This window comes from Nonomuraea sp. CA-218870 (genome assembly GCF_050936535.1).
GTDB classification, from domain to species: Bacteria; Actinomycetota; Actinomycetes; order Streptosporangiales; family Streptosporangiaceae; genus Nonomuraea; species Nonomuraea corallina.
This window is the reverse complement of sequence record NZ_JBNJMN010000001.1, coordinates 5,480,144-5,506,377: the sequence shown is the minus strand read 5'-3', so window position 1 is coordinate 5,506,377 and position 26,234 is coordinate 5,480,144. Positions and strand designations below refer to the sequence as shown.

At 72.9% G+C, this 26,234-nt stretch carries 22 protein-coding genes and 2 pseudogenes; 8 read left to right on the top strand and 16 right to left on the bottom strand.

Translation table 11 applies throughout. The features are described 5' to 3' along the window. Positions 1–11: 11 nt before the first annotated feature. The 3 genes from ACQEUU_RS26425 to ACQEUU_RS26415 form a co-directional block, all read right to left on the bottom strand. Complete coding sequence (locus ACQEUU_RS26425; protein WP_433070769.1) at positions 12–953, bottom strand: carbohydrate kinase family protein; 942 nt, start codon at positions 951–953, stop codon at positions 12–14. After that, positions 950–1,876, bottom strand: coding sequence for a pseudouridine-5'-phosphate glycosidase (locus tag ACQEUU_RS26420; RefSeq protein WP_433070766.1), 927 nt, complete (start codon positions 1,874–1,876; stop codon positions 950–952). Before ACQEUU_RS26420 ends, ACQEUU_RS26425 begins: the two co-directional genes overlap by 4 nt. Before the next feature lie 115 nt (positions 1,877–1,991). Beyond that, positions 1,992–3,059 (bottom strand): YeiH family protein, encoded by a 1,068-nt coding sequence (locus tag ACQEUU_RS26415; protein ID WP_433070764.1) that lies wholly within the window; start codon positions 3,057–3,059, stop codon positions 1,992–1,994. Between the two features lie 71 nt (positions 3,060–3,130). Between ACQEUU_RS26415 and ACQEUU_RS26410 the strand changes: the two genes are divergently transcribed. From ACQEUU_RS26410 to ACQEUU_RS26395, 4 genes are all read left to right on the top strand, one after another. Then, positions 3,131–4,024, top strand: a complete 894-nt coding sequence (locus ACQEUU_RS26410; protein ID WP_433070761.1) for a LysR family transcriptional regulator — start codon at positions 3,131–3,133, stop codon at positions 4,022–4,024. Between the two features lie 86 nt (positions 4,025–4,110). Further along, positions 4,111–5,616: a phytoene desaturase family protein gene (locus ACQEUU_RS26405; RefSeq protein ID WP_433070758.1), complete on the top strand. Its 1,506-nt coding sequence runs from the start codon at positions 4,111–4,113 to the stop codon at positions 5,614–5,616. A 45-nt stretch (positions 5,617–5,661) separates the two neighbouring features. Next, positions 5,662–6,360, top strand: coding sequence for a response regulator transcription factor (locus ACQEUU_RS26400; protein ID WP_433070755.1), 699 nt, complete (start codon positions 5,662–5,664; stop codon positions 6,358–6,360). Next, positions 6,357–7,715 carry a sensor histidine kinase gene (locus ACQEUU_RS26395; RefSeq protein WP_433070753.1) on the top strand — a complete coding sequence of 453 codons (1,359 nt, stop codon included), beginning with the start codon at positions 6,357–6,359 and terminating at the stop codon, positions 7,713–7,715. Before ACQEUU_RS26400 ends, ACQEUU_RS26395 begins: the two co-directional genes overlap by 4 nt. A gap of 2 nt (positions 7,716–7,717) precedes the next feature. On the opposite strand, the gene ACQEUU_RS26390 is transcribed toward ACQEUU_RS26395, so the two are convergent. The 10 genes from ACQEUU_RS26390 to ACQEUU_RS26345 form a co-directional block, all read right to left on the bottom strand. Next, positions 7,718–7,879: a hypothetical protein gene (locus ACQEUU_RS26390; RefSeq protein ID WP_433070750.1), complete on the bottom strand. Its 162-nt coding sequence runs from the start codon at positions 7,877–7,879 to the stop codon at positions 7,718–7,720. A gap of 175 nt (positions 7,880–8,054) precedes the next feature. Continuing rightward, positions 8,055–8,906 carry a helix-turn-helix domain-containing protein gene (locus tag ACQEUU_RS26385; protein WP_433070747.1) on the bottom strand — a complete coding sequence of 284 codons (852 nt, stop codon included), beginning with the start codon at positions 8,904–8,906 and terminating at the stop codon, positions 8,055–8,057. Between the two features lie 59 nt (positions 8,907–8,965). Then, positions 8,966–9,214, bottom strand: coding sequence for a hypothetical protein (locus tag ACQEUU_RS26380; RefSeq protein ID WP_433070744.1), 249 nt, complete (start codon positions 9,212–9,214; stop codon positions 8,966–8,968). Between the two features lie 105 nt (positions 9,215–9,319). Then, positions 9,320–10,333, bottom strand: a complete 1,014-nt coding sequence (locus ACQEUU_RS26375; RefSeq protein ID WP_433070742.1) for a phosphotransferase family protein — start codon at positions 10,331–10,333, stop codon at positions 9,320–9,322. A gap of 68 nt (positions 10,334–10,401) precedes the next feature. After that, positions 10,402–11,235, bottom strand: a complete 834-nt coding sequence (locus ACQEUU_RS26370; RefSeq protein ID WP_433070739.1) for a GNAT family N-acetyltransferase — start codon at positions 11,233–11,235, stop codon at positions 10,402–10,404. Positions 11,236–11,241: 6 nt separating this feature from the next. Continuing rightward, positions 11,242–12,891 carry an acyclic terpene utilization AtuA family protein gene (locus ACQEUU_RS26365; RefSeq protein ID WP_433071992.1) on the bottom strand — a complete coding sequence of 550 codons (1,650 nt, stop codon included), beginning with the start codon at positions 12,889–12,891 and terminating at the stop codon, positions 11,242–11,244. Positions 12,892–12,959: 68 nt separating this feature from the next. Next, positions 12,960–13,721 carry an enoyl-CoA hydratase-related protein gene (locus ACQEUU_RS26360; RefSeq protein WP_433070736.1) on the bottom strand — a complete coding sequence of 254 codons (762 nt, stop codon included), beginning with the start codon at positions 13,719–13,721 and terminating at the stop codon, positions 12,960–12,962. Then, positions 13,718–15,679: an acetyl/propionyl/methylcrotonyl-CoA carboxylase subunit alpha gene (locus ACQEUU_RS26355; protein ID WP_433070733.1), complete on the bottom strand. Its 1,962-nt coding sequence runs from the start codon at positions 15,677–15,679 to the stop codon at positions 13,718–13,720. The genes ACQEUU_RS26360 and ACQEUU_RS26355 overlap by 4 nt, the downstream gene beginning before the upstream one ends. After that, the gene (locus tag ACQEUU_RS26350) at positions 15,676–17,208 is read right to left on the bottom strand and encodes an acyl-CoA carboxylase subunit beta (protein ID WP_433071990.1); all 1,533 of its coding nucleotides are present in this window, start codon (positions 17,206–17,208) and stop codon (positions 15,676–15,678) included. The genes ACQEUU_RS26355 and ACQEUU_RS26350 overlap by 4 nt, the downstream gene beginning before the upstream one ends. A gap of 53 nt (positions 17,209–17,261) precedes the next feature. Beyond that, positions 17,262–17,888, bottom strand: coding sequence for a TetR/AcrR family transcriptional regulator (locus tag ACQEUU_RS26345; RefSeq protein ID WP_433070730.1), 627 nt, complete (start codon positions 17,886–17,888; stop codon positions 17,262–17,264). 1,614 nt (positions 17,889–19,502) lie between these two features. Here ACQEUU_RS26345 and ACQEUU_RS26340 point away from each other — a divergent pair. Then, positions 19,503–19,616: pseudogene (locus tag ACQEUU_RS26340) on the top strand (hypothetical protein); the annotation flags it as partial. A 255-nt stretch (positions 19,617–19,871) separates the two neighbouring features. On the opposite strand, the pseudogene ACQEUU_RS26335 reads toward ACQEUU_RS26340, so the two are convergent. Beyond that, positions 19,872–20,636: pseudogene (locus tag ACQEUU_RS26335) on the bottom strand (serine/threonine-protein kinase); the annotation flags it as partial. Positions 20,637–20,824: 188 nt separating this feature from the next. Then, on the bottom strand, positions 20,825–22,186 hold the full coding sequence (locus tag ACQEUU_RS26330) for an FAD-binding oxidoreductase (protein WP_433070727.1): 1,362 nt from the start codon (positions 22,184–22,186) through the stop codon (positions 20,825–20,827). A 54-nt stretch (positions 22,187–22,240) separates the two neighbouring features. Here ACQEUU_RS26330 and ACQEUU_RS26325 point away from each other — a divergent pair, with 54 nt between their 5' ends. Further along, positions 22,241–22,819 carry a hypothetical protein gene (locus ACQEUU_RS26325; protein ID WP_270156929.1) on the top strand — a complete coding sequence of 193 codons (579 nt, stop codon included), beginning with the start codon at positions 22,241–22,243 and terminating at the stop codon, positions 22,817–22,819. Here the strand turns inward: ACQEUU_RS26325 and ACQEUU_RS26320 are convergent, their stop codons facing one another. Then, complete coding sequence (locus tag ACQEUU_RS26320; RefSeq protein WP_433070724.1) at positions 22,820–24,025, bottom strand: aminotransferase class I/II-fold pyridoxal phosphate-dependent enzyme; 1,206 nt, start codon at positions 24,023–24,025, stop codon at positions 22,820–22,822. It abuts the gene before it with no gap. Positions 24,026–24,219: 194 nt separating this feature from the next. On the opposite strand from ACQEUU_RS26320, the gene ctaD reads away from it, so the two are divergent. Both ctaD and ACQEUU_RS26310 read left to right on the top strand, forming a co-directional pair. Then, positions 24,220–25,920, top strand: coding sequence for an aa3-type cytochrome oxidase subunit I (gene ctaD, locus ACQEUU_RS26315; RefSeq protein WP_433070722.1), 1,701 nt, complete (start codon positions 24,220–24,222; stop codon positions 25,918–25,920). Positions 25,921–25,998: 78 nt separating this feature from the next. Next, positions 25,999–26,232, top strand: coding sequence for a hypothetical protein (locus tag ACQEUU_RS26310; protein WP_433070719.1), 234 nt, complete (start codon positions 25,999–26,001; stop codon positions 26,230–26,232). The last annotated feature ends 2 nt before the right edge of the window (positions 26,233–26,234 follow it).

The window sequence follows — 26,234 nt, the reverse complement described above, 5'->3', positions numbered from 1 at the left end:
GCGGCAAGCTATCAATCGGTGTGAATAGGGTAAAGACGCTTCATGTCCAAACCGTACCGTGGACGACCCCCAACGAGGGCCACACACTCGGCACCCGCACGGCAACCTGACTCCAAAGCCTCTGTCTCGTCGGCCCCGGACAGGGCGGCCGCGAGGTAGCCCGCGGCGAACGCGTCGCCCGCGCCCGTCGAGTCCACGACCTCCGCGGGCACCGCGCGGGCCCTCGCCACGACCTGCCCGCGAACCGCCACGAGACCGCCCTGGGCCCCGAGCTTCACGACGGCCGTCCCGTACCGCTCGCTGAGCATCCCGGCGGCCCGCTCGGGCGTGGCTGCGCCGGTGAGAAGGAGAGCTTCGTCACGGTTGGGGAAGACGAGCCCGGCGAGCGCCGTCTCGCCGAGGAACCGCGTCACGCCGAACTCCGCCAGCGGGCCCGTGGAGGCCGGGTCCACGCTGATCGAGATCCCGGCGCTCGTCGCCCTGGTCATGGCGAGCCGGGCCAGGGCCATCCCCGGCTCGCTGAACAACGTGTAACCGGACACGTGCAGGTGCCCCACCCCGTCGAGGAGCGCGTCCTCCCAGTCGAGCGGGGAGATCAGCTCGCCGGCGCCCCGGTTCGTCAGCATGGAGCGCTCGCCGGTGCTGTCGACCATCGAGATGACCACGGCCGTCGGGTTGTCGCGGTCGACGCGGACGTGCGGGCGTACCCCGGTCTTGGTCAGCTCGGCGATGTGCCATTCGCTGCTGTCGTACCCGCAGCGGGCCAGGAGGCTGGCGGCGGCGCCCAGGTGGGCGGCCCACGCCGCGGTGTTCGCGCCGGAGCCGCCGGGGCGCAGCACGATCTCGGCGGAGATGTCGGAGGGGGCCCCAGGGCCCGGCATGACCGATGCGCCGTGCATGGCCACCACGTCGGTGACCACGTCGCCGATGACCAGCAGGCCCCTGCGGCTCACGACCGTGACCAGGCCAGCGCGATGCGCGCGGCGAGCGCGGTGTTGCCGCGCACGGCGGCGAGGTTGGCCTCCAGGGACGCGCCGCCGGTGGCGCGCACCAGGTAGCCGAGCAGGAACGGGGTGATGGCCTGCCCGGTGACGCCGTCTCGCTCGGCGGCGGCCAGGGCCTCGGCGAGCACCCGGTCGTGCAGCTCCGGGTCGAGCTGCTGGTTCTCGGGGACCGGGTTGGCGACGATCAGGGCGCTCTCCTGCCCGCCGAACGCGTCCTGGCCGCGCATGACGGCGGCGGCCTCCTCCGGCGTCTCGATCCGCCACTCGACGGGACGGCCGGAGGAATGCAGGTAGAAGCCGGGGAAGTCGTCGGTCCGGTAGCCGGCCACGGTCACGCCGCGCGTCTCCAGCCGCTGCAGGGTGGCGGGCACGTCGAGGATCGACTTCACGCCGGCGCACACCACGGTGATGCGGGTCCTGGCCAGCGTGTCCAGATCGGCGGACTCGTCCTGGTCGTCGGTCCAGCCCCGGTGCACGCCGCCCAGGCCGCCGGTCGCGAACACGCGGATGCCCGCGCGCGCCGCCAGGAACGACGTCGCCGCCACGGTCGTGGCGCCGCTCGTCTTGAGCGCCGCCGCCGGCGGGAGGTCGCGCTGGCTCAGCTTGCGCAGCCCGGGCTCGGTCGCGACGCGCTCCAGCTCCGGTTCGCTCAGGCCGATCCTGGCCACGCCGTCGAGTACCGCGATGGTGGCGGGCACCGCGCCCTCACTCCGTACGATCTCCTCCAGCTCCCGGGCGACCTGGAGGTTGCGGGGCTGCGGCAGGCCGTGCGAGATGATCGTGGACTCCAGCGCGACGACCGGCGCGCCGGAGGCCAGGGCCTCGGCGACCTCGTCGGACGGCTGGAGCAGGGAGTCGGCGGTGCGGCGCATATGGGTTTCGTGCTCCTTGAGTGCTGTAGTGACGCATATGCGGAACGGGGTCGCTCGTGAAATTTGTTCCGAACCGAGCAGAGTACGGGCGGACCGCCCCGGCGTCCACCCGGCCTCACAGGAGCAGCAGCACGCCCGCCAGCGACACGCCCGCGACCAGGCCCGTGGCGACCCCGCCGAGCAGCACCGCCCGCCCTCCGCGCAGGAGCCTCCGCAGGTCGACGCCCGCGCCGAGGCCGAACATCGCGGCCGCCAGCAGGATGTTCGCCGCCTGCCCGGCGGCGTCGGTCACCGCGTCCGGCACCACTCCCGTGGCCCGCAGACCGGCCATGGCGACGAACCCGCACACGAACAGCGGCACCCCGGCCGGCCGCACCCCAGCGGGTCGCGCCACCCGCGCCACCCGCGCCGCCGGGGCCGCCGGGGCCGGCGCGAGCGCGGGCCCGGCGGCGGCCGCGGCCCGGGGGCGCGCGGCGACAGGGCGGCGGGCGTTCGCGACGAGGGCGACCAGGGGCGCCAGCAGGACGACCCGGCCCAGCTTGACCGCCACGGCAGTCGTCAGCACTCCCGTGGCGGCGCCGATGGCCGCCACCTGGGCCACCTCGTGGACCGACGCCCCCGTCCAGACGGCGAGCTGAAGGGGAGAGAGGCCGAGCCAGGAGGCGGCCAGGGGAACGGCGAGCAGGGCGCCCGTGCCGTACAGCACCACGACCGCCAGCGCGGCGGCGGCCTCGTCGTCCTCCGTGCCCGCGCTGTCGTGCATGGCCGCGACCGCCGCCGCCCCGCAGATGGACACCCCGGTCGCCACCAGCAGCGAGGCGCCCGGCGGGACGCCGAGCCGGCGGCCCGCCACGAGCGTCAGCGCGAAGGTCACCCCGGTGGTCACCACCACGATCGTCACCGTCTGCCAGCCCAGCTCCAGGACCTGGGGGACGGAGACCTGCAGCCCGAGCAGCACCACCGCGGCCCGCAGCACCGGTCTGGACACGAACCGCAGCCCCGGCGCCAGCCGCCCGCCCGCACCGCCGAAGCCGGCCAGCGCCGCTCCCAGCACCACCGCGACCACGGCCGCGCTGACGGCCGGGACCGCCGCGTGCACCGCCAGCGCCACGGCCAGCGCGGCGGCGGAAACGAGCACCCCGGGCAGCGCGGCGAGCAGGGGGGACGGGGTGGGGGAGTCCATGTGATCCAGTCTTCGCCGGGGCCGGGGGCGCCGGTAGCCGCACCTCGGATGGCAGCCCATACCCTGTGGCTATGAGTGAACTGCCCGATCTCGTCTCGTTGCGGCTGCTGGTCGACGTGGGCGAGCTGGGCAGTCTCGGGCAGGCGGCCAGGGCGGCCGGGATGGCGCAGCCGTCGGCCAGCAAGCGCATCGCCCGGCTGGAACGCCGGCTCGGCCTGCCCCTGCTGGAGCGGAGCCCGCGCGGGTCGGCGCTCACCCGCGAGGGGAAGATCGTGGCCGGGTGGGCGGCGCAGGTGGTCGGCGCCGCCCATGAGCTCGTGCGGGCCGCCGAGGCCGTCCGGCGCGGCGGGTCGGGACGGCTCAGGGTGGCGGCGAGCATGACCGTGGCCGAGTACCTGTTGCCGCGCTGGCTGGGCGAGCTGCAGGCCAGGCAGCCGGACGTGCAGGCCGGGCTGGACGTGACGAACTCCGCGGGCGTCGCCGACCGGGTGCTGGCAGGGGAGGTGGAGCTCGGGTTCGTGGAAGGGCCCGCCGTGCCCGACGGGCTGGCCGGGCGGGTGGTGGGCGCGGACCGGCTGGTGGTCGTGGTGGCGCCCGGCCATCCGTGGGCGCGCCGCCGTACGCTCCTGAGAGGCCCTGAGCTGGCGGCCACCCCGCTGGTGGTGCGCGAGCCCGGGTCGGGCACGCGGGAGACGCTGGACGTGGTGTTCAGCGCGCTGCACCGGGCGAGCCCCAGGCTGGAGCTGGGGTCCAACGCGGCGGTCAAGGGCGCGGCGCAGGCCGGGGTGGCGCCGGCGGTGCTCAGCGCGTACGCGGTGGAGGCGGAGCTGACCACCGGGCGCCTGGTGGAGGTGCCGCTCTACGGGCTCGACCTGGCGCGCACCCTGCGGGCCGTCTGGCGGCGCGGCCGCCCGCCGACCGGGTCCGCGGCGACCCTCCTGGCGATCGCCGCCCACTCCGCCTGACGGCCGCCGCGAGGCGCCTTCGAGCGGTCCCGGATCAGGGGAAGGCCGATGGCGGACCTGCGAGTGGAGGTCATAGAGTGCGGTGAATGGGGACTTTCGACGTGGTAATCGCCGGTGGCGGGCACAACGGGCTGGTCGCCGCCGCGTACCTGGCGCGGGCCGGGCGGCGGGTGCTGGTGCTCGAGCGACAGGATCACACGGGCGGGCTGGCGATCTCCGCGCGGCCGTTTCCCGGCGTGGACGTGCGGCTGTCGCGCTACTCCTACCTGGTCAGCCTGCTCCCGACGAAGATCGTCAAGGATCTGGGGCTGAAGCTGGAGCTGCGCCGCCGCCGTTACTCCTCCTACACGCCGGTCGGCGACACGGGGCTGCTCGTCGACGGCGAGGACGCGGGCCGCACCAGGGCCGCGTTCCGGGCCGTCACCGGCGGCGAGGCCGACCACGCGGCGTGGGAGGCGTTCTACGGCATGACCGCGTCGGCGGCGCGGGCGCTGGCGCCCACGCTGCTGGAGCCGCTGCGGCCGGTGGCGGAGGTGGAGAAGCTGGTCGGTGCCGAGGCGTGGCGCGACCTGTTCGCCCGGCCCATCGGCGAGGTGGTGGACGAGCGGTTCGCCGACGACGTCGTGCGCGGCGTGGTCCTCACCGACGCGCTGATCGGCACGTTCGCCGACCCGGCCACCGACCTGCTGGCCAACCGCTGCTTCCTCTATCACGTGATAGGCGACGGCACCGGTGAGTGGAACGTGCCGGTGGGCGGCATGGGCGCCGTCTCCGGCGCGCTGGAGACGGCCGCCCGCGCGGCCGGCGCGGAGATCAGGACCGGCGCCGAGATCGTCGGCATCGCGCCGTCCGGCGAGGTGACGTTCCGTACGGACGACGGCGAGCACACGGTCACCGGCGGGCACGTGCTGGTCAACCTGCCGCCCGCGGTGCTCGACCGGGTCCTCGGCCGCACCCCCCGCGTCCCGGAGGGCGCCCAGCTCAAGGTCAACATGGTGCTGTCCCGGCTGCCCAGGCTGAAGGACGCGGACGTGGACCCTAAGGCGGCCTTCAGCGGGACGTTCCACATCAACGAGAGCCGCGACCAGCTCGCCCGCGCGCACGCGCAGGCGGCCAGGGGTGACATCCCGGACCTGCCGCCCGCCGAGGTCTACTGCCACTCGCTCACCGACCCGTCCATCCTCGGCCCCGAGCTGCGCGGCAGGGCCGAGACGATGACGCTGTTCGGCCTGCACATGCCCGCCCGCCTGTTCCGGCTCGACCCGGACGGCGCCCGCGAACGGGCGCTGCGCGCCACCCTCGCCTCCGTCGACGCGGTGCTGGCCGAGCCGATCGAGGACTGCCTGCTGCGCGCCCCCGACGGCACCCCGTGCGTCGAGGCCAAGTCGCCCGTCGACCTGGAACGGGAGGCCGGGCTGCCCGGCGGCCACATCTTCCACCGCGACCTGAGCTGGCCGTACGGGGACGAAGGCGGCTGGGGCGTGGAGACGGAGCACGAGCGCGTCCTGCTGTGCGGGGCCGGCGCCCGGCGCGGCGGCGGGGTGAGCGGCATCCCCGGCCACAACGCGGCGATGGCGGTGCTGGGGCGCTGACCTGCCTTCATCGGGTTCTCAGAATGGTGCCCTAGCGTGGTGGGCATGAGCGACGGTGCGCGGTTGCTGGTGGTGGACGACGAGCCCGCGCTGCGCGAGGCGCTGCAGTCCAGCCTGGAGTTCGAGGGCTACAAGGTGACCACCGCCGACGACGGGCTGGCGGCCCTGGCGGAGCTGGCCCGTCAGGCGTACGACGCCGTGCTGCTCGACGTCATGATGCCGCGGCTCGACGGGCTGACCGCCTGCCGCAGGCTGCGGGCCGCGGGCAATCACGTGCCCGTGCTCATGCTCACCGCTCGCGACGCCGTCGGCGACCGGGTGTCCGGGCTGGACGCGGGCGCCGACGACTACCTGGTCAAGCCGTTCGAGCTGGACGAGCTGCTGGCCCGGGTGCGCGCGCTGCTCCGGCGCGGCGCGCTCGGCGGCGCGAACGCGCCCGGCGGCACGCTGTCCTTCGGCGACCTGCGGATGGACCCGGTGACCCGCGAGGTCGTCAGGGGCGCGCGGCGGCTGGACCTGACCAGGACCGAGTACCTGCTGATGGAGTTGTTCCTGACCCACCCGCGCCAGGTGCTGACCCGCGAGCAGATCCTGGCCGAGGTGTGGGGGTTCGACTTCGAGCCCACCTCCAACTCGCTCGACGTGTACGTGATGTACCTGCGGCGCAAGACCGAGGCGGGCGGCGAGCCGCGCGTCATCCAGACCGTGCGCGGCGTCGGCTACGTGCTCAGGGTCTCCCCATGAGGAAGCACAGCCTGCGCTCGCGGCTCACGCTCCTGGTCGCCGCGGCGGTGGCGATCGCGGTGGCGGTCTCCGCCGTCGGCTGCTGGTACTTCGTGCGCCGGGAGCTGTCCTGGCAGCTCAACCAGTCGCTGCGGGACATCGACGTGCCGGTGAAGGCGATGCAGGCGGCGGTGCGCGCGTGCTCGCCCCAGCCGGCGGCCACGCTGGACGGGCATCCGGCGTTCGCCGAGCCGATGCAGATCGTCTTCCCCAGCGGGGAGCGGTGCGTCATGGGCAACACCGCCGTCAAGGTCACCCCGTGCGAGAAGCGGATCGCGGCCGGCCGCTACGGCGGGTGGGAGTTCTACGACGGCCACGCCGACGACGGGACCCCGCTGCGGGTCTACGTCAGGAACGTGGACGAGAACGCCGCCTTCGTCGTCGCCCGCCCGGTCGAGGAGATCAACGACACCTTGCGCAGGGTGACGGCCCTGCTGGCCGGCGTGGCGGCGCTCGGCGTGCTGGTCGCCGCCTCGGCGGGGCTGCTCGTCTCCCGCGCCGCGCTGCGCCCGGTCGGCCGCCTGACCAAGGCCGTCGAGCACATCGCGCAGACCGAGGACCTCGACACCCGCATCCCGGTCGACGGCAGCGACGAGATCGCCCGGCTGAGCGCCTCGTTCAACGCCATGACGGCCGCGCTGGCCGGCTCCCGCGACCGGCAGCGGCAGCTCGTCGCTGACGCCGGCCACGAGCTGCGCACCCCGCTCACCACCCTGCGCACCAACATCGACCTGCTGCTGCGCAGCGAGCAGACAGGCCGCAGCCTCGACCCCGCCGCCAAGGAGCGGCTGCTGATCAACGTCAAGGCGCAGTTCGCCGAGCTGACCACGCTCGTCGGCGACCTGCTGCAGCTCGCCCGCGGCGACACCGACCACGAGCCGCACACCGAGCTCGCCTTCCAGGACGTGGTCACCTCCGCGGTGGAGCGGGCGCGGCTGCGCGGCGCCGAGGTCGTCGCCGGCCTGGAGCCGTGGTACGTGGTCGGCGAGGCCGCGTCGCTGGAGAGGGCGGTGCTCAACCTCATCGACAACGCCGCCAAGTTCAGCCCCGGCAACGAGGTGGAGGTCACCCTGCGGGAGGGGGTCCTGACGGTACGGGACCACGGTCCCGGCATCGCGGAGGAGGAGCTGCCGCACGTGTTCGAGAGGTTCTGGCGCTCGCCCTCGGCGCGGTCGCTACCGGGCTCCGGACTGGGGCTGGCCATCGTCGCCCAGGCCGTCGCGGAGGCCGGAGGGCGGATCCGGCTGCGCAACGCCGAGGGCGGCGGCGTGGCCGCGACCATGACCCTGCCGGGCTCGCACGCGCCGCGGGAGTGAGCTCAGGCGGGCAGCGCGGCCAGCAGGTAGGCGAGGCGGGCGGCGGCGGCCTCCACGTCGTCGGCGGTGCCGAGGCGGTAGCCCCACGAGGTGACGAAGCTGCCGTCCTCGGAGCACGTGACGCTCTCTGCGAGCGTGCGGGAGAAGCGGTTGCGCACCGACACATAGGCAGGATCACTGGCGAGCGACACGCCCTGGACGGAAAGGTCGGCGTGGCGACCCGCATGCCAGGCGAATTGCTCGAGGCATAGCGCGGAATCATGCATCATGCGTCACCTCCGCAACGTCTCGGGCAAAGAATTGCACGATCTTGGGCGGAGAGCAAGCAATTGCGCCGGGTTAATGTGGCGAATGTTTGCGATACTGGTCAAGAACCTTGATGATGATGTCACGTCCCGGTTCGCCGAATTGTGCGGCTTTCGCAAAGTCGTCGAAGGCCCTGGTGTAGAAGGCGATGTCGTCGGGGTCGCGCAGGACCAGGTCCTTCGTCAGCGTGCCCACGGCGACCATGGCCTCGTTGAAGATCCAGAAGCCGTGGACCGGGTTGGCGGGCAGCTCCTGGGTGAACGGGATGACGCCGAACTCGACGTTCGGCAGCGTGCTGACCGCCAGCAGCCGGTCGAGCTGGCCGCGCATGACGTCGACCGGCGCCAGCCGGGTGTGCAGCGCCGCCTCCAGGACGACGAAGCGGAACGTGCGCGTGCGGTCGTAGAGGATCTCCTGGCGCTGCATGCGCACCCGCACCGCCGCGTCGATCTGGTCGGGGGCGCTGTAGAGGCGCTTGACCTTGCCGAACACGTTGCGCGCGTACTCGGCCGTCTGCAGCAGGCCGATCAGGATGCCCGGCTCGAAGGCGCGGAACAGCTTGGTGCGGGCCTCCAGGTCGCGCAGGTCCTCCTGGATCGCGGCCAGGCCGCTGCGGTGGCGCTGCTTCCAGCCGTCGTGCCGCTCCACCAGCGCGATGGCCTGGGTGATCAGCTCGTCGGTGGTCTCCGGAGGCGCCGAGACGGCCTGGGCCCAGACCACCACGTCGTCCTCCGTCGCCGTCTGCCGCGCGTTCTCCAGGCGGGAGACCTTGGACGGCTGCCAGCGCAGCCGCTCGGCGAGCTCCTTGCCGGACAGGTGCGCCGACTCGCGCAGGTGCCGGAGCTGGACGCCGAGGTCGATGCGCGCCTGCTGAAAGGAGGTCACATCGCAAGAGGCTAGACCCGTAATCGTGGATCAGGCCAGACCTCTTCGCGCAATTGTGATCAGCCGGTCGCGGGTCGTGCCCGCGCGGTGGCCGCCGCGATTTCGGGCAGGACCCGGGCGGCGATTTCGGTGAGGAGCTCCCGGGGCACCTCGACCGCGGTCTCGCCGTCGAGCACGTCGCGCAGGTCGGCGAGGGCCTGGGCGTCCGTGACCCGAAGGCCTTGGACGACGATCGTGCCGCGGTCCGTCTCGTACAGGGTGGGGCAGGCGCCGGCCTCCGACGTGGACCCCAGGAACCGCATCCGCATGACGATCCTTCCCCGAACTACGTCAGCAATTGCGCGCAATTGTACGGCTCAATGGCTGGCTTGTGATCGTTTTTCGGGAAAATCAGCTTTTGGAGGCTATGGGCGCTAATCGAGTGAATTGTGGATGATGTGTCCCGCACGGGCGAAGAGGTCCAGGGTCGCGGCATGCAGCGCGTCCCCGAGGTCTTTGGGGGCTTTGCCGGCGAACGCCCTCGCATGCGTGCCTTCGAGCACGATGCCGAGCTTGAAGCACGCCATGACCGCGTACCAGTCGACGGCGGACAGGTCGCGGTCGGACAGCGCCGCGTAGCAGTCGACGATCTCGCGCGGCGAGGCCAGGCCGGGGACGTGCGCGCTGCCCATCGGCCACATCGCCACCAGCCAGCCGAGGTCGATCAGCGGATCGCCGATCGTGCACATCTCCCAGTCGACGATGGCGGCCACGCGCGGACCGTCGTGGGCGAACATCAGGTTGGCCAGGTGGTAGTCGCCGTGCATGATCCCCGGCCGGAACGTGGCGGGCCGGTTGTCCTCCAGCCACCGCGCGGTCTCCTCCAGGCCGGGGATGTCCGGCCCCGGATAGCCGTCGAGCTCGCCGTAGGAGTCGAGCTCGCGCAGCCATCGCGGCACCTGGCGCTCCAGGAACCCCTCCGGCCTGCCGAAGCCCGGCAGCAGCTCCGGGTCCACCCGGCCCAGCTCGGCCAGCGCCGAGGCCGCCTCCAGCCCCATCCGGTGGCGGATGGCCGGGTCGCTCGCGTGCGGCTCCGGCAGCCCGGTCGTGGCGTTGAACCCGTCGACCGGCTCCATCAGGTAGAACACCGGCTCCCGCGCGGTCTGCGCGGCCACCAGCCGGGGCGCCGCGACCGGCGTGTCGCGCAGCGCCGCCAGCACGCGGGCCTCGCGCCGCAGCACCTCGTTGCTCTTGGCGCGGGCGTGCTGCGGCGGCCTGCGCAGGATGTACGGGACGCCGCCGCGTTCGAAGCGGACCATCACGTTCTGGGTGCCGCCGGCGACCGGCGCGACTCCCGTGATCGGGCCCGCGGGCAGGCCCCGCTCGTCCATCCAGGCGCCGAGCTCGTCGAGGTCGACGGTGCCGACGTCGATGTGGGTGGAGGTCATGGCCGCCTTTCCAACCCCGAATCCAACCCCGAATCGCGTTCTAGAGGCTTCATCCTAACGTCGCCGGGTCACCCGAGGGCCTGCATGAAGGGCAGGAACTGCCGGGACCGGTCACCGGGCGGCCGGCCGCCGCGCGCCATCAGCGACACCTCCCACGGGTCGCCGATCCCGTGCTCGCCCGCCCACCGCGTCAGGCTCTCCTGCGCCAGGTCGAGGTCCAGCCGCACCTCGCCGCCCGCGTCCAGGGCCAGGTCGGCGATGAGCGCGCGGGCCGTCTCCTCGTCCCGGGCCACCACCGGGCCGATCACCACGCTGTCATCGTTGCGCCAGCAGTGGCCGAACCCGCCCTCCGCCACCCGCACCCGCTCCCCGAACCCGGGCATGCGGCGCAGCAGCGCCGACCGGTCCGTGCCGAACACCTCCGCGTCCAGTGCCAGGATGCCGTCGAGGTCCGCCCCCGTGGCGACGCGGGTGCGGCCCGAGCGCCCGCCCCGGAAGACGCCGGTGCGCTTGGCCACCCGGCCCACCGTGCGGAAGCCGAGGCTCTCGTACAGGGGCCTGCCGTACTCGGTGGCGTGCAGCGTCACGACGCGGTCGCCCGCCCCCGCCAGCACGTGCTCCATCAGCCCGCGCGCCATCCCCCTGCGGGCGTACCGGGACGCGGTGAGCACCATGCTGACGACCGCCTGGTCGTCGCCGTAGCGGGTCAGGACGGTGGTGGCGGCCAGGCCGTCACCGTCGGGCGCGTCGATCCCGTACACCTCGCCGACCTCGAACAGCAGCGTCCACTTGTGCCGCTCCGGGGGCCACTCGCGGTCCTCGGCCAGCCCGCAGCAGGCGTCCAGGTCGTCGAGGGTCAGCCGGCGGATGAGCATGCCGGTCATCCTCGCGTACGAGGACATACACCCTCAAACCGTTTGTACGAGGCGTTCCGGCACGTCCACCGGCCGGGCGCGCAGTTCCTCGCCGAGCGCCTTGGCCTGCGGATCCATCCGGGGACTCGCGGCCACGCCGCGGCCGAGCAGGCCGTGGACGACGAAGTTCAGCGCGTGCAGGTTGGGCAGCGGGTGGCGGTCGACACGGTACGGGGCCAGCTCGGGCAGCAGCTCCTTCAGGCGCTCGGTGGTGAGGTGCGCGGCCAGCCAGGCGTAGCGCTCGGGCGTGGTGGTCCACACGCCCAGGTTCGCGTTGCCGCCCTTGTCGCCGGAGCGCGCCCCGGCGATCCGCCCCAGCGGCATCCGCACCGTCGCCCCGTCCACGACCGGCGTGCCGCCCTCCACGACGGAGCCGGACTCCACCACCACGCCGGAGTCCACCGCGCCGCCGGGCTCCGCCGGCGGGCCGGGGTAGTCCACGGGGACGGGCTCGCCGTCCAGGTACACCTCCGGGCGGACCTCCGACGCCGGCACCAGGACCGGCCAGTACACCCCGTACGGCGAGGCGTCGCCCGGCGGGGTGAGCCCGTGGAAGCCGGGATAGCCGGCAAGCCCGGTCTCCACCACGGCCGAGGAGAACGCCCGGCCCGCCTTCCGCCGGTCGGCGTCCATGACCGTGATCCTGAGCAGGCCGTGACCGGTGAGCGTGACGTCCACCTGGTCGAAGGAGTCCTTCGGGATCCGCGCCCAGATCGCCTCCTCCGCGACCCGGGCCTTGTCCTCGACGTCCAGCCCGGTGAGCACGAGGGTCATCGTGTTGCGGTAGCCGGCCGGGTAGTTGACCGCGACCTTGAGCGTGCCGGGCGGCGGCTCGCCGCGGACGCCGGTGACGCGGACCCGGTCGGGGCCGTCGGGCTCCAGGCGGATCGTGTCGAACCGGGCCACCACGTCAGGTCCTGGGTAGCGCGGGCCCGCGATCTCGTACAGCAGCTGCGCCGTTACCGTGCCGACCGAGACCAGCCCGCCCGTGCCGGGGTGCTTGGTGATCACGCACGAGCCGTCGGCGTGCAGCTCGGCGATCGGGAAGCCGCAGTGCGCCAGGTCCGGCACGTCCTGGAAGAACGCGTAGTTGCCGCCCGTCGCCTGGCAGCCGCACTCGATGACGTGGCCGGCGACCACCGAGCCCGCGAGCGGGTCGAGGTCGTCCGGCCCCCACCCGTACCGCCAGATGCCGGGCCCCGTCACCAGGGCCGCGTCCGTGACGCGGCCGGTCACCACCACGTCCGCTCCGGCCGACAGGGCGGCGGCGATGGGCCGGCCGCCGAGATAGGCGTTGGCCGTGAGCGGGGCGGCCGCGAGCCGCTCGCCGGTGTCGGCGTTGACCAGGTCCAGGTCGCGGCCCACGAGGTCGTCGCCGGCCACGTGCGCGACCCTGGCGGACAGGCCCAGCCGGGCGGCGAGCTCGCGCACGGCCTCCGCGCAGCCCGCCGGGTCGAGCCCGCCCGCGTTGGACACGATCTTGATGCCGCGCTCCAGGCAGGTGCCGAGCACGTCCTCCAGCTGGCGCAGGAACGTGGGAGCGTAGCCGGGGCGGCCCTTGAGCCGGTTCCCGGCCAGGATGAGCATGGTCAGCTCGGCCAGCCAGTCGCCGGTGAGCACGTCGATCGGGCCGCCCTCGACCATCTCGCGGGCCGCCGACAGCCGGTCGCCGTAGAAGCCGCTGCAGTTCGCCACCCGGAGCACGGCGCGGCTCACGGGACCCAGCGGGGCGGGCGCTTGGCCATGAAGGCGGCGATGCCCTCCTGGCCCTCCTCGGAGGTGAAGCGCTCGGCCGACAGCTCGGCCATCCGCCGCAGCCCCTCCTCGAACGGCACCGCGGGCAGCTCGCCCACCAGCACCTTGGTGATCGCCAGCGCCTCCGGCCCGCCCTTGACCAGCATCTCGGTGTAGTGGCGTACGGTCGCGTCCAGCTCCTCCTCGGGCACCGCCCGGTTGAGCAGGCCGATCTCCACCGCCCTGGCCGCGCCGAAGACCTCGCCGGTCAGGAAGTACTCGGCCGCGGCCCGCGGGTTCACCCGGCGCAGCACCGGCACCGCGATCATGGCGGGCACCACGCCGAGCCGCACCTCGGAGAACGCGAACGTCGCCGTGTCGGGCGCGATCGCGAAGTCGCACGCCGTCACCAGGCCGAGGCCGCCGGCGCGGGCGGTGCCGTTGAGCCGGCACACCACGGGCTTCGGGCTCTTCCAGATCATGGTCAGGATGTCCGGCAGCGACGTCGTCACCGGCGCGGCGGACGGGTCGCGCTGCTCCTTCAGGTCCGCGCCCGAGCAGAACACCGGCCCCGCGCCGGTCAGCACGATCACCCGCACCGCGTCGTCGTCGAGCGCCTGCCGCAGATGGGAGTCCAGCTCGGCCAGGAGCCCGGTGGACAACGCGTTGCGGTTCTTCGGCGAGTCCAGGGTCAGCGTCGCGACCCCGCCGGCCAGGCTCCTGTGCACCAGCTCCGTCATGGATCCTCTTCCTCGATCATCGCCAGCACGGCGCCCGCGTCCACCTGCCGGCCCTTCTCCACGTGCACGGTCGCGACCACGCCCGCCGCGGGGGCGGTGACCGCGTGCTCCATCTTCATCGCTTCCAGCACCAGGATCGGGGTTCCCTTCGCCACCCGGTCACCCGGCCCCACCTCCACCCGCAGCACGCTGCCCGGCATGGGGGCCAGCAGCGAGCCGGGAGCGACGTGCTCGACGGGCTCCGGCAGGCGCGGCACCGGTGTCAGCACGGCGGCGCCTCGCGGGCCGTCGACGTACACCTTCCCGTCGCCGTACCAGCACACCTCGAACGCCCGCCGCACCCCGTCCGTTTCCAGGACCACCCGATACGCCCCGCCGTCCGGACCGATCGGAAGAGGGCCGGGAGAGAGGCCGGTCCCACCATCGGAGCCGGTCCGAAGAGCGGGCGCGTGGGCAGGGGAGGACAGGGGAGCCGCCGCGATCAGGATGGTGCCGGGCGGCAGCGGGTCGTAGACGGCCTCGGTCTCCTCGAAGCGGGCCGTACGGGGCTGCGAGCGGACGTTGCGCCAGCCGGAGGGGAGGGCGCGCAGGACCGGGGCGCGGTCGCGGTTGGCGGCGGCCAGGGCCAGCGCGGCGGCCAGCGCCTCCTGGTCGCCGGGCGGCGGGGGAGCCGTGGGCGGGTGCTCGTCGAGGAAGCCTGTGTGGGTGTCGCCCCTCACGAAATCATGATTTGTCAGGATCTGGAGGAGCATGTCGCGATTGGTGGTGACGCCGTGCAGGCGGGCGCCCCGCAACGCCGCGGTCAGCCTGCGCACCGCCTCGCCCCGCGTGGCCCCGTAACCGACGATCTTGGCCAGCATGGAGTCGTAGTGCGGCGGCACCACCGACCCGCTCTCCACCCCCGCGTCCACCCGGACCGCGCCGGTCACCTCGAACCGGTGCAGCGTCCCCGACTGCGGCAGGTACGCGAGATCCTCCGCGTACAGCCGGGCCTCCACCGCGTGCCCGCCAGGACCCGGCGGCGCGGCGGGCAGCCGGGCGCCCTCGGCCACCTCCAGCTGCAGCCGGACCAGATCCACCCCGTACACCAGCTCGGTCACCGGATGCTCGACCTGCAGCCGGGTGTTCATCTCCAGGAACGCCACCCGCTCGCCCGCGACCAGGAACTCGACCGTCCCCGCCCCCACGTACCCGATGGCGCGGGCGGCCCGGACGGCCGCGTCCTCCAGCCGGGCCCGCAGCTCCGGCGTCACCCCCGGCGACGGGCACTCCTCGACCACCTTCTGGTGCCTGCGCTGGACGCTGCACTCACGCTCGCCCAGCGCCCACACGGTGCCGTGCCGGTCGGCCAGCACCTGCACCTCGACGTGCCTGGCCCCCTCCAGCAGCGGCTCGACGAACACCTCGCCGTCGCCGAAGGCCGCCCGCGCCTCCCGCCGCGCCGACTCCACCTGCCGCGCCAGCTCGGCGGGCCCGCGCACCACCCGCATGCCGCGCCCGCCGCCGCCCGCCGACGCCTTGACCAGCACCGGGAACTCGCCGGGCGACTCCGGGTCGAGCGTCGGCAGCACCGGCACCCCGGCCTCCGCCATCAGCCGCTTGGCCTCGGTCTTCGAGCCCATCGCCGCGACGGCCTCCGGCGGCGGCCCGACCCAGGTCAGACCGGCGTCCAGGACGGCCCCGGCGAACTCCGCGTTCTCCGACAGGAACCCGTACCCCGGGTGGATCGCGTCCGCCTCCGCCACCCGGCACGCCTCGATCACCCGGTCGATCGCCAGGTAGGTCTCGGCGGGGGTGACCCCGGCCAGCCGCACCGCCAGGTCGGCCTCGGCCACGTGCGGCGCGCCGGCGTCCGCGTCGGAGTAGACGGCCACGGTGCCGATGCCCAGCTCACGGCAGGTACGGAAGACCCGGCGGGCGATCTCGCCCCGGTTCGCCACCAGCAGACGCCTGATCACGGCCGGAACACCCCGAACCCGGCCGGCTCCGGCACCGGCGCGCTGTTGACCGCCGACAGGCACAGGCCCAGCACCGTCCGGGTGTCGCGCGGGTCGATCACCCCGTCGTCGTAGAGCCGGCCCGACAGGAAGAACGGCAGCGACTCCGCCTCCACCTGCGCCTCCACCATCGCCCGCATCGCCGCGTCCGCCTCCTCGTCGTACACCTGGCCGCGCGCCTCCGCCGCGGCGCGGCCGACGATCGACAGCACCCCGGCGAGCTGCGCCGGGCCCATCACCGCCGACTTCGCGCTCGGCCAGCTGAACAGGAACCTGGGCCCGTACGCGCGACCGCACATGCCGTAGTTGCCCGCGCCGTACGAGGCGCCCATGACCACGGTCAGGTGCGGCACGGTCGAGTTGGACACCGCGTTGATCATCATGGCGCCGTGCTTGATGATGCCGCCCTGCTCGTACTCCTTGCCGACCATGTAACCCGTGGTGTTCTGCAGGAAGATCAGCGGGGTGCGGGTCTGGTTGGCGAGCTGGATGAACTGGGTGGCCTTCTGCGACTCCGCGCTGAACAGCACCCCGCGGGCGTTGGCCAGGACGCCCACCGGATAGCCGTGCAGCCGCGCCCAGCCCGTCACCAGCGACGGCCCGTACAGCGGCTTGAACTCCTCGAACGCGCTGCCGTCGACCACCCGGGCGATCACCTCGCGCGGGTCGAACGGCACCTTCAGGTCCTCCGGCACGATCCCCAGCAGCTCCTCGGCCGGGTAGGCGGGCTCCCGCACCGGGTACGGCTCGGCGCCGCGCTTGCGCCAGTGGAGCGAGCGGACGACGCGGCGGCCGATGCGCAGCGCGTCGTGCTCGTCGGCGGCGAGGTAGTCGGCCAGGCCGCTCACCCGGGCGTGCATCTCGGCCCCGCCCAGCGACTCGTCGTCGGACTCCTCACCGGTCGCCATCTTGACCAGCGGCGGCCCGCCCAGGAACACCTTGGCCCGCTCGCGCACCATCACCGTGTAGTCGCTCATCCCCGGGACGTACGCGCCGCCCGCCGTGGAGTTGCCGAACACCAGCGCGATCGTCGGGATCCCGGCAGCCGACAGCCGCGTCAGGTCGCGGAAGATCCGGCCGCCCGGGATGAAGATCTCCTTCTGGGTCGGCAGGTCGGCGCCGCCGCTCTCCACGAGGTTCACGTACGGCAGGCGGTTCTCCATGGCGATGTCGGCGGCCCGCAGCGTCTTGCGCAGCGTCCACGGGTTGGACGCGCCGCCCCGCACCGTCGGGTCGTTCGCGCTGATCAGGCATTCGACGCCCTCGACCACCCCGATGCCGGTCACCACGCTCGCCCCGACAGGGAAGTCGCTGCCCCAGGCGGCCAGCGGCGACAGCTCCAGGAACGGCGAGTCCGGGTCGACGAGCAGCTCGATCCGCTCGCGGGCGAGCAGCTTGCCGCGCGCCCGGTGGCGCTCGACGTACTTGGCGCCGCCGCCGGCGACCGCCTTGGCGTGCTCGGCGTCCAGCTCCGCCAGCTTGGCGAGCATCGCCTCGCGGCGGCGCGCGTAGTCGCCGCCGCCGGTGTCGAGCCTGCTGACGATCACGCTGCCTCCCCTGAGTTTGACGGCGACGTCAATCCGATGGCCCGCGCCCAGAGCCGGGTGAGGTGGTCCACGGCCGCCTCCTCGCCCGCGGGCTCGCCCAGGTCGAGCCAGACGTGCGCGAAGTGCTCCACCATGCCGCCCAGCATGATCGCCGTCAGCCTCGGGTCGAGCGACGGGTCGGCCAGGCCCTGCTCCTGCAGCCGCCGCAGGCCGTCCTCGCCGCGCCGCACGAACACCTCGCGCAGTTCAAGCAGCAGGCCGCCGAACCGGTCGTCGACGGTGGCCGCGTGCTCCAGCATCCGCACCAGCCGCGAGTTCGCCGCCCAGGCCCGCAGGTAGAGCCGGTTCGCGGCGGCTATCCGCGCGTACGGGTCGGCGGGCGCGGCCGGGCCGACTGCGCTCGCCGCGAACATCTCGCCCACCACCGCCCCCGCGACCTCGGCGAACAGCGCCTCCTTGGAGTCGAAGTACGTGTAGAACGTGCCGTGCGACACCCCGGCGCGCGCGCACACGTCGTCCACCCGTACCGCGTCGTACCCGCACTCCTCGAACGCCTCACGCCCCGCGCCCAGGAGCGCGGCGCGCGTGCGTCTCCCGCGCCGGGTGAGCGACTTGACGATCACGTCAGGAACGGTAGCGCGATCCTCTCCGCATGAGAAGGGGCCGCCCCTCCGCGAGGAGGAGCGGCCCCGAACCGGTCGCGGCCCCCGGGATCAGCCGCAGTGGCTCCAGCCGGACTTCCAGCTCACGCCCTCGAAGGAGCCGCCCCAGATGACGCACTTCTGCTTGGCGGCCAGCCGGACCGGGCCGGCGTACTTCGTGTAGCGGCCCGGGTCGGTGGCCGTCGAGCCGCCCTTGACCTGGAGGCGGACGTCCATCTGGACCTTCGCGGCGTGGACGTAGAGCGACTTGGTCACCACGCAGTTCCTGCCCTGACCGGTGTGGTAGAGCAGGTAGACCACGGCGGCGTCCCGGCCCGACTTGTCAGCGAGCTTGCGCTGGTTGATCACCTGGTAGCCGGAGCCGCACAGGGCGACCACGTTCGTGGTGTTCTTGATCAGCGGCTTGGGGCGCGGCTTGGTCGGCAGGCTCGTCTCCCCGCCGCCGCTCGTGGGGTACACGGTCGGCTCGATGTCCGGCTCGACGACGGTGTCCCGCTTCTTCTTCGTCTTCGTCGGCGAAGGCGAGGGCTTGCGGGTGGTCGGGCGGGTCGTGGGGATCGTGACCGAGTCGGGCACCTGAGTGGCGCTGTCCTCGGGCTTCTTCTTCTTGGTCCTGGTGGGCTTGGGCGACTCCAGCTCCGGCGTGGGGACGGGCGAGTACGTGTCCGGGACCGGCTCGGCCGTGACCGGGGCGGTGGCGGTGGCGTTGTCCACGTTGCGCACCGGCGTGGACGTGGCGTTGGCCTGCACCAGGACGGCGCCGACCACCACGAGCAGCGCCGCGGCGGCGGTGCCGGAGAGGGCGAAGGTGAGCGTCCGGCGCTGCTTGGACATCGGCTCCCGAGGCTCCTTGCCTCCAGAACCGCCCTGCCGGCGACGACCTCGCCCGGACCTGCCCTGTCCGGATCCGCCCTGACCGGAGCCGCCTTGCCCGGATCCGCCCTGACCCGAGCCACCCTGACCGGAGCCGCCTTGCCCAGCGTCCTGACCCGGACCGCCTTGCCCAGCGTTGCCCTGACCGAGCCCGCTCTGATCGAACCCTCCGTGTCCGAGACTCTGTCCCGGACCACCTGGCCCATAGCCCTCTTGCCCGGGAGCGTTCTGGCCGGGGACGGGTGGCGGCTGACCGTGCCCGCCGTAGGCGGGGCCACCGTGGGGGGTGGGCCCCGAGTGGCCGGAGTGCTGCGGGAACGGGGGCTGCGCGCCCATGCCGGGGTGCCCGTGCATCCCGGGGTACCCGCCGGGACCGGCGGCGTCGCCGCCCGTGGTCTCGGGCGCGCCACCGGGTCCACGCTGTCCACCAGGGAGGCCAGGTCCACCGGGCCCGCCGTGGAGACCGGGCGCACCGGGTCCTACTGGGCCACTGGGTCCCACCGGGCCGCCGGGTCCTATCGGTCCTATCGGTCCGCCGGGTCCGCTGTGCGGGCCTGGCGCGGCGGGGACCGGCCCGCTCGGTCCGCCCGGCCCGCCGGGGACTCCCGGCGTGCCGGGGCCCATCGGGCCGTACGCGCCGGTGTGCGGCATGGGGTCGGCGCCCGGCATCCACGGGGCCTGTGGCGCGCCGGGCTGACCAGGATGGCCGGGAACAGGCTGGCTCACCCCGGACTGCCCTCCACCGGGCTGGCCGATGCCCGGCTGTCCGACACCCGGCTGGCTGAGACCCGGCTGTCCGACACCCTGCTGTCCGACACCCTGCTGTCCGACACCCGGCTGGCTGAGGCCCGGCTGGCTGAGGCCCGGCTGCCCGGCGCCGGGGTGGCCGGCTCCGGGTTGGCCCATGCCGAAGTGGCTCGGCTGGTGGGGGGCGTTGTGGTGCGTTCCGCCGAAGGGCGGGGCGGGGGAGGAGAGGTACGGCGTCGGCTCGTAAGGAAGGTGGCTCGGCGGGGCGGGGACCGGCTCGATCGCGGCGTTCGGCGCCGGCTGCCCCGTCAGTTCGACGATCAGCCGATCGGCCGACGGCCGCTGGGCCGGATCCTTCGACAGGCAGAGCGCCACCAGTTCGGCCAGCCGCCCTTCCATGGCGCCGAGCTGCGGCTCCTGGTGCAGGATGCGGTTCATCACGACCGGGATCGAGTCGGCGCCGAAGGCCGGCTTGCCGGTGGCGGCGTACGCCATGGTGACGCCCCAGGCGAACACGTCCGCCGCCTCCGACACCGGCGCGCTGCCGGTGAGCTGTTCGGGGGCGAGGTAGGACGGGGTGCCCATGGCCATGCCGGTGGCGGTCGCGCCGGGCGCGTCGAGGGCGCGGGCGATGCCGAAGTCGATCACCACGGGCCCTTCCGGGCCCATGAGCACGTTGGCGGGCTTGAAGTCGCGGTGCAGGATCCCGGCGCGGTGGATGGCCGCCAGCGCGGTCGCGGTGCTGATCGCCAGCCGTTCGAGCGCCGCCCCCCGGCGCGGGCCCTCGTTGATCACCAGCTCGCGCAGGGACGGCCCCGGCACGTACTCGCTGACGATGTACGGCCTGCTGCCCTCCAGGTCGGCGTGGAGCACCGTCGCGGTGCAGAACCGGGCGACCCGCTGGGCCACCGCCACCTCGCGCAGGAAGCGGTTCCTGGCGTCCTGGTCGGCCGTCAGGGCGTTGTGCAGGAGTTTGACGGCGACCTGCTCGCCGGACGCGGTCCTGCCCAGGTAGACCACACCCTGGCCACCCTCACCGAGCCGGGCGACGATCTCGAACGCGCCCAGCCGTTGCGGGTCGTCCGCCATCAACGGCTGGAACTGACTCACCCCGGACCCCCATACAGAACAATCGCTGGTGCAAAACGCTACCAGCGTGGCTATTGGGATGAGTCGCTACCTGGAATATCTCTCGGATCTGACGTCCGCTTGTCAGCGTCTCCCCGCAGGTCGTCACCGCGATGGTGACCGAGGTCACGTCTTGGTGAACGGCGCTGTCAGATCGCCTTGCCCGGGTTGAGGATGTCCAGCGGGTCGAACACGGCCTTGATGCCGTGCTGCACCTCCCGCGCCACCGGCGACGTCTCCAGGTCCAGCCAGCGCCGCTTGAGCACGCCGACCCCGTGCTCGCCGGTGAGCGTGCCGCCCAGCTTCAGCGCCCGCGCGAACACCTCGTCCGCCGCGGCCCACACCTCGGGCGGCGGCTCGCTCGTACCGTGCTCGAAGACGAACACCGGGTGCAGGTTGCCGTCGCCGGCGTGCGCGACGGTGCAGATGCGCACGCCGTGCCGGGCGGCGGCGGCCTCGATCGCGCCGATCATGTCGGGCAGCACCGAGCGGGGCACGCACACGTCCTCGACCAGGCACGCGCCGAGCCGCTCCTTGGCCTGGTAGGCCATCCGGCGCAGCCCGATCAGCTCCTCGGTCTCCTGCGGGCTGGAGGAGACGGCCACGAACGTGGCGCCGTTGTCGAGGCAGAGCCGCTCCATGCGGGCGACGGCGGCCTGGCCGTCGGAGGCGTCGGACTGGCCGATGAGCATGGCCATCGTGCCCGCCTCCAGGCCGATGTTGCGCCAGTCGTCGATGGCCTCCAGCGTGGCCCGGTCGAGCAGCTCCATCAGCGACGGCTGGCAGCCCGCCGCCATGATCGCCGACACCGCGGCGCCCGCGTCGCGCAGCGAGCCGAACTCGGCCGCGAACGTCGCCGGCGCCGCCGCGGGAACCGGCCGCAGCCGCACGGTGGCGGCGGTGATCACGCCCAGCGTGCCCTCGGAGCCGACGAACAGGCCGGTCAGGTCGTAGCCGGTGACGCCCTTCATGGTGCGCCGCCCGGTGTTCAGGATCCGCCCGTCGGCCAGCACCACCTCCAGGCCGAGCGCCGAGTCGCGGGTGACGCCGTACTTGACGCAGCGCAGCCCGCCCGCGTTCGTCGCCAGGTTGCCGCCGATCGTGGAGATCTCGTACGAGGAAGGGTCCGGCGCGTACATCAGCCCGTGCTTCCTGGCGGCCCGGTCGAGGTCGGCGGTGATGACGCCGGGCTCGACCACGGCGATCTCGTCGGCGGGGGACAGCTCCCTGATCGCGTCCATCCTGGCCAGCGAGAGGACGACCGCGCCGTCGCCCGCCGTGGCCCCGCCGGCCAGGCCGGTGCCCGCGCCGCGCGGCACCACCGGCACCCGGTGCTCGCTCGCCCAGCGCAGCGTGGCCACCACGTCGTCGCGGGAAGCGGCCAGCACCGCGGCGAGCGGCCTGCCGGGCTCCACGAACGTGCGGTCGCGGGCGTAGGAGTCGATCACGTCGGGGTCGGTCACGACCCGGCCGTCCGGCAGGGAACTCATCAGGGCGTCGATGGGTCTCACAAGAAGAACCCTACGGTTTGCATGGAGTGCCGCTTTACGGAGAGACTGCGGCGGATGGAAGTGAAGTGTCCGGCATGCGGGCTGATCGATCAGGTCGTGGCGGTGCCGGGAGTCGTGGCGGCGGGCACGACCTACCGGATCGGCCGCGTCAGGTTGCCGGGCGAGCGCGAGGTCGCCGACCTGCCCTCGCGGGCCGCGCTCGGCGCGTCCAAGCACCTGATGAGCCGCACCCAGCTCGCGGTCTGGCTGTCGTTCCCCAGCCGCCACTACGCGCCCTGGACCAGGAACCAGGGCTACATCCTGCTCGGCGTGGCGGCCCTGCTGCACCTGGTCGTGTCGCTGGTGATCGCGATGGGCAAGTTCTCCGGCTGGGCGGAGGTGCTGCTCGCGCCGTTCTGCCTGACCGGCGTCTTCTGGGGGGTCGGGCTGCTGCTCGTGCTCGGCGCGTACGGGGCGCGCAGGCGCGACGAGGCCGAAGGGCCCGCCCGGGCGAAGGCGTACGTCGTCTGGGAGAGCCTGTGCTACTGCTCCCGCGACAACGTCGTCTTCGAGCCCGGGGTGGACGTCACCTTCCACCCGCACGAGACGCGCGAGTACATCTTCGGCTTCCGGCGCCCCGGCGGGACGCGCTGATCAGCCGCGCTCCTCGGCCACGAGGCGGACGCAGACGGTCAGGCCGATGATGGCCTGCTCCAGCTCGTCCAGCTCGGGGTAGGTGGGCGCGATCCGGATCACCCGGTCGTCCGGGTCCTTGCCGTAGGGGTGGGTCGCCCCGGCGGGCGTGAGCGCGATGCCGGCCGCCTTGGCCCTGGCCACCACCTCGGCGGCGTGCGGCACCTCCAGGCTGATGAAGTAGCCGCCCCGCGGGCTGGTCCACGAGGCCAGGCCGCCGAGCTCCTTGGTCAGCACCCGGTCGACCAGCTCGAACTTGGGCGCGATCAGCTCGGCGTGGCGGCGCATGTGGGCGGCCACCCCGTCGGCGTCGCGCAGGAACTCGACGTGGCGCAGCTGGTTGAGCTTGTCCGGGCCGATCGACTGCTTGCGGGTGTTGGCCAGGAACCACTCCGTGTTCGCCGGGGACGAGCCGAAGAACGACACGCCCGCCCCGGCCAGCGTCACCTTGGAGGTGGAGCCGTACACGAAGGCCCGGTCGGGGTTGCCGTGCTCGGCGCAGAGCGCGAGCAGGTCGGCCAGCTCGGCGGGGCTGTCGGTCAGGTGGTGGACGGCGTAGGCGTTGTCCCAGAAGATCCGGAAGTCGGGCGCGGCGGCCGGCATGGCGGCGAGCCGGCGCACGGTCTCGTCGCTGTAGACGACGCCGGACGGGTTGCTGTACTTGGGCACGCACCACATGCCCTTGACCTTCGGGTCGCTCGCCACGAGCCGCTCCACGACGTCCATGTCGGGGCCGTCGGGGCCCATCGGCACGGCCACCATCGTGATACCGAGCCGCTCGCAGATCGTGAAGTGGCGGTCGTAGCCGGGGACCGGGCACAGGAAGGTGATCTCCGGCTCCTCCACCCACCGCCGCTCGGCGCCCGGCAGCCGGCTGAGCAGCGCGTGCACGACCGTGTCGTGCATCAGCGCCAGGCTCGCGTTGCCGCCCACGACGACCTGGGCCGGCGGCACCTGCAGCAGCGGGCCGAACAGCTCGCGCAGCTCGGGCAGGCCCTGCACGTCACCGTAGTTGCGGGCGTCCGTGCCGCCGGCCGTGCGGTAGGACGTCGGCAGTTTGATCATGTCGTTGGAGAGGTCGAGCTGACGCGGCGACGGCTTCCCCCTGGTGAGGTCGAGCGAGAGCCCACGCTGGGCCAGGGCGGCGTAGTCACGCGAAGCGGTCACGAATCTCTCCTCCGATCAGGTTGCCTACGAAGGATAGGAGATCCGCGGGCCGGTCCCGGCCCCGCGTCCACGATCCGGGAAGCGCGGGCGTCCGGGAAGTGCGCACGAGGGCAATCTTCGGGCAAACGGCTTCACGGCGAGCGATCGTTGACGTGGAATGGGTAAATAGTTCACCTCTACGGGAGGGAGCAGCCGTGACCACCGTCCGCGAGACCTCGCTCGACCGGGTCAGGCGCCGGCGCACCGGGACGATCATCGCGTCCTGGCTGTCGAGCACCGATCACAAGGTGATCGGTTACCTCTACCTGATCACCTCGTTCGGGTTCTTCCTGATCGGCGGGGTCATGGCGATGGTCATCCGGGCGGAGCTGGTCGCGCCGGGGCTGCAGGTGGTCGACGCCGAGACCTACAACCAGATGTTCACCATGCACGGCACGGTCATGCTGCTGCTGTTCGCGACCCCGCTGTTCGCGGGCTTCGCCAACGTGGTCATGCCGCTGCAGATCGGCGCCCCCGACGTGGCCTTCCCCCGGCTGAACATGGTGAGCTACTGGCTGTTCCTGTTCGGCGGCGTCATCGCGGTCAGCGGCTTCTTCACCCCCGGCGGGGCGGCCAGCTTCGGCTGGTTCGGCTACACGCCGCTCTCCACGGCCGCCTACTCTCCCGGTCCCGGCGGCGACCTGTGGATCATGGGGCTGGCGCTGGCGGGTCTCGGCACGATCCTGGGGTCGGTCAACTTCATCACCACGATCATCGGCATGCGGGCGCCCGGCATGGTCATGTTCCGGATGCCGATTTTCACCTGGAACGTGCTGCTGACCAGCATGCTCGTGCTGATGGCCTTCCCGGTGCTGGCCGCCGCGCTGCTGGCCCTGGAGTCGGACCGGCGCTTCGGCACGCACATCTTCGACCCCGCCGTCGGCGGGCCGATCCTGTGGCAGCACCTGTTCTGGTTCTTCGGCCATCCCGAGGTCTACATCATCGCGCTGCCGTTCTTCGGCATCATCACCGAGGTCATCCCGGTCTTCTCCCGCAAGCCGATCTTCGGCTACATCGGCCTGGTCGGCGCGACGATCTCCATCGCCGGGCTGTCGATGACCGTGTGGGCGCACCACATGTTCCCCACCGGGCAGGTGCTGCTGCCGTTCTTCTCCTTCATGACCTTCCTGATCGCGGTGCCGACCGGGGTGAAGTTCTTCAACTGGATCGGCACCATGTGGCGCGGCCACCTGTCGTTCGAGTCGCCCATGCTGTTCGCGATCGGGTTCCTGGTCACGTTCCTGCTCGGCGGGCTGACCGGCGTCATCCTGGGCTCGCCGCCGCTCGACTTCCACGTGACCGACTCCTACTTCGTGGTGGCGCACTTCCACTACGTGGTGTTCGGCACGGTGGTGTTCGCCATGTTCGCCGGGTTCTACTTCTGGTGGCCCAAGATGACCGGCCGGATGCTCGACGACCGGCTCGGCAAGCTGCACTTCTGGACGCTGTTCATCGGCTTCCACACCACGTTCCTGGTGCAGCACTGGCTGGGCTGGGCGGGCATGCCGCGCCGCTACGCCGACTACGCCGCCGGCGACGGGTTCACCCTGCTCAACGAGATCTCCTCGGTGGGGGCGTTCCTGCTCGGCGCCTCCACGCTGCCGTTCCTCTACAACGTCTGGAAGACGGCCAGACGGGCGCCGAAGGTCACCATGGACGACCCGTGGGGGTTCGGCAACTCCCTGGAGTGGGCCACGAGCTGCCCGCCGCCCCGGCACAACTTCTCCTTCATGCCGCCCATCCGCTCCGAGCGGCCCGCCTTCGACCTGCACTACCCGCCGGACGGCAAGCCGGAGCTGAAGGAGGCCCAGGAGACGGCGCGCGAGCGCGCGCGACTCGGCGAAACACCTGACTGACCTTTCCCGTACGGGATCGCAGTGCTTGGGTGGGTGTAGAGATCCGCCCCTTCAGTCGCCTATCTAAGGAGATCGGCGATGACCGGCATGAAGATCCCCTTCACCCCCGAGCCGGCCCCCTGCGGGAAGAAGTCCGGAGGCGAGCGTTTCGTCGATGACGACGGCTACGGCCTGATCATCCGCGACCAGCTGTTCGACTGCGGCTGCCGCCGGATCCGGCACGAGTACCACGACGGAAGCATCCACCTGTCGGCCGTCCGCCACGACGGCAGGCGGGTGAAGGACCCGATCGAGCCCGACCGCGGGAGCTGATC

What these genes read in the sequence shown, in the direction of transcription:
- ACQEUU_RS26420 (WP_433070766.1), bottom strand. Translation starts at nt 1,876, where the DNA reads ATGCGCCGCACCGCCGACTCCCTGCTCCAGCCGTCCGACGAGGTCGCC.
- ACQEUU_RS26415 (WP_433070764.1), bottom strand. Translation starts at nt 3,059, where the DNA reads ATGGACTCCCCCACCCCGTCCCCCCTGCTCGCCGCGCTGCCCGGGGTG.
- ACQEUU_RS26410 (WP_433070761.1), top strand. Translation starts at nt 3,131, where the DNA reads ATGAGTGAACTGCCCGATCTCGTCTCGTTGCGGCTGCTGGTCGACGTG.
- ACQEUU_RS26405 (WP_433070758.1), top strand. Translation starts at nt 4,111, where the DNA reads ATGGGGACTTTCGACGTGGTAATCGCCGGTGGCGGGCACAACGGGCTG.
- ACQEUU_RS26400 (WP_433070755.1), top strand. Translation starts at nt 5,662, where the DNA reads ATGAGCGACGGTGCGCGGTTGCTGGTGGTGGACGACGAGCCCGCGCTG.
- ACQEUU_RS26395 (WP_433070753.1), top strand. Translation starts at nt 6,357, where the DNA reads ATGAGGAAGCACAGCCTGCGCTCGCGGCTCACGCTCCTGGTCGCCGCG.
- ACQEUU_RS26380 (WP_433070744.1), bottom strand. Translation starts at nt 9,214, where the DNA reads ATGCGGATGCGGTTCCTGGGGTCCACGTCGGAGGCCGGCGCCTGCCCC.
- ACQEUU_RS26375 (WP_433070742.1), bottom strand. Translation starts at nt 10,333, where the DNA reads ATGACCTCCACCCACATCGACGTCGGCACCGTCGACCTCGACGAGCTC.
- ACQEUU_RS26370 (WP_433070739.1), bottom strand. Translation starts at nt 11,235, where the DNA reads ATGTCCTCGTACGCGAGGATGACCGGCATGCTCATCCGCCGGCTGACC.
- ACQEUU_RS26365 (WP_433071992.1), bottom strand. Translation starts at nt 12,891, where the DNA reads ATGGTCGAGGGCGGCCCGATCGACGTGCTCACCGGCGACTGGCTGGCC.
- ACQEUU_RS26360 (WP_433070736.1), bottom strand. Translation starts at nt 13,721, where the DNA reads ATGACGGAGCTGGTGCACAGGAGCCTGGCCGGCGGGGTCGCGACGCTG.
- ACQEUU_RS26350 (WP_433071990.1), bottom strand. Translation starts at nt 17,208, where the DNA reads ATGCTCGCCAAGCTGGCGGAGCTGGACGCCGAGCACGCCAAGGCGGTC.
- ACQEUU_RS26325 (WP_270156929.1), top strand. Translation starts at nt 22,241, where the DNA reads ATGGAAGTGAAGTGTCCGGCATGCGGGCTGATCGATCAGGTCGTGGCG.
- ACQEUU_RS26310 (WP_433070719.1), top strand. Translation starts at nt 25,999, where the DNA reads ATGACCGGCATGAAGATCCCCTTCACCCCCGAGCCGGCCCCCTGCGGG.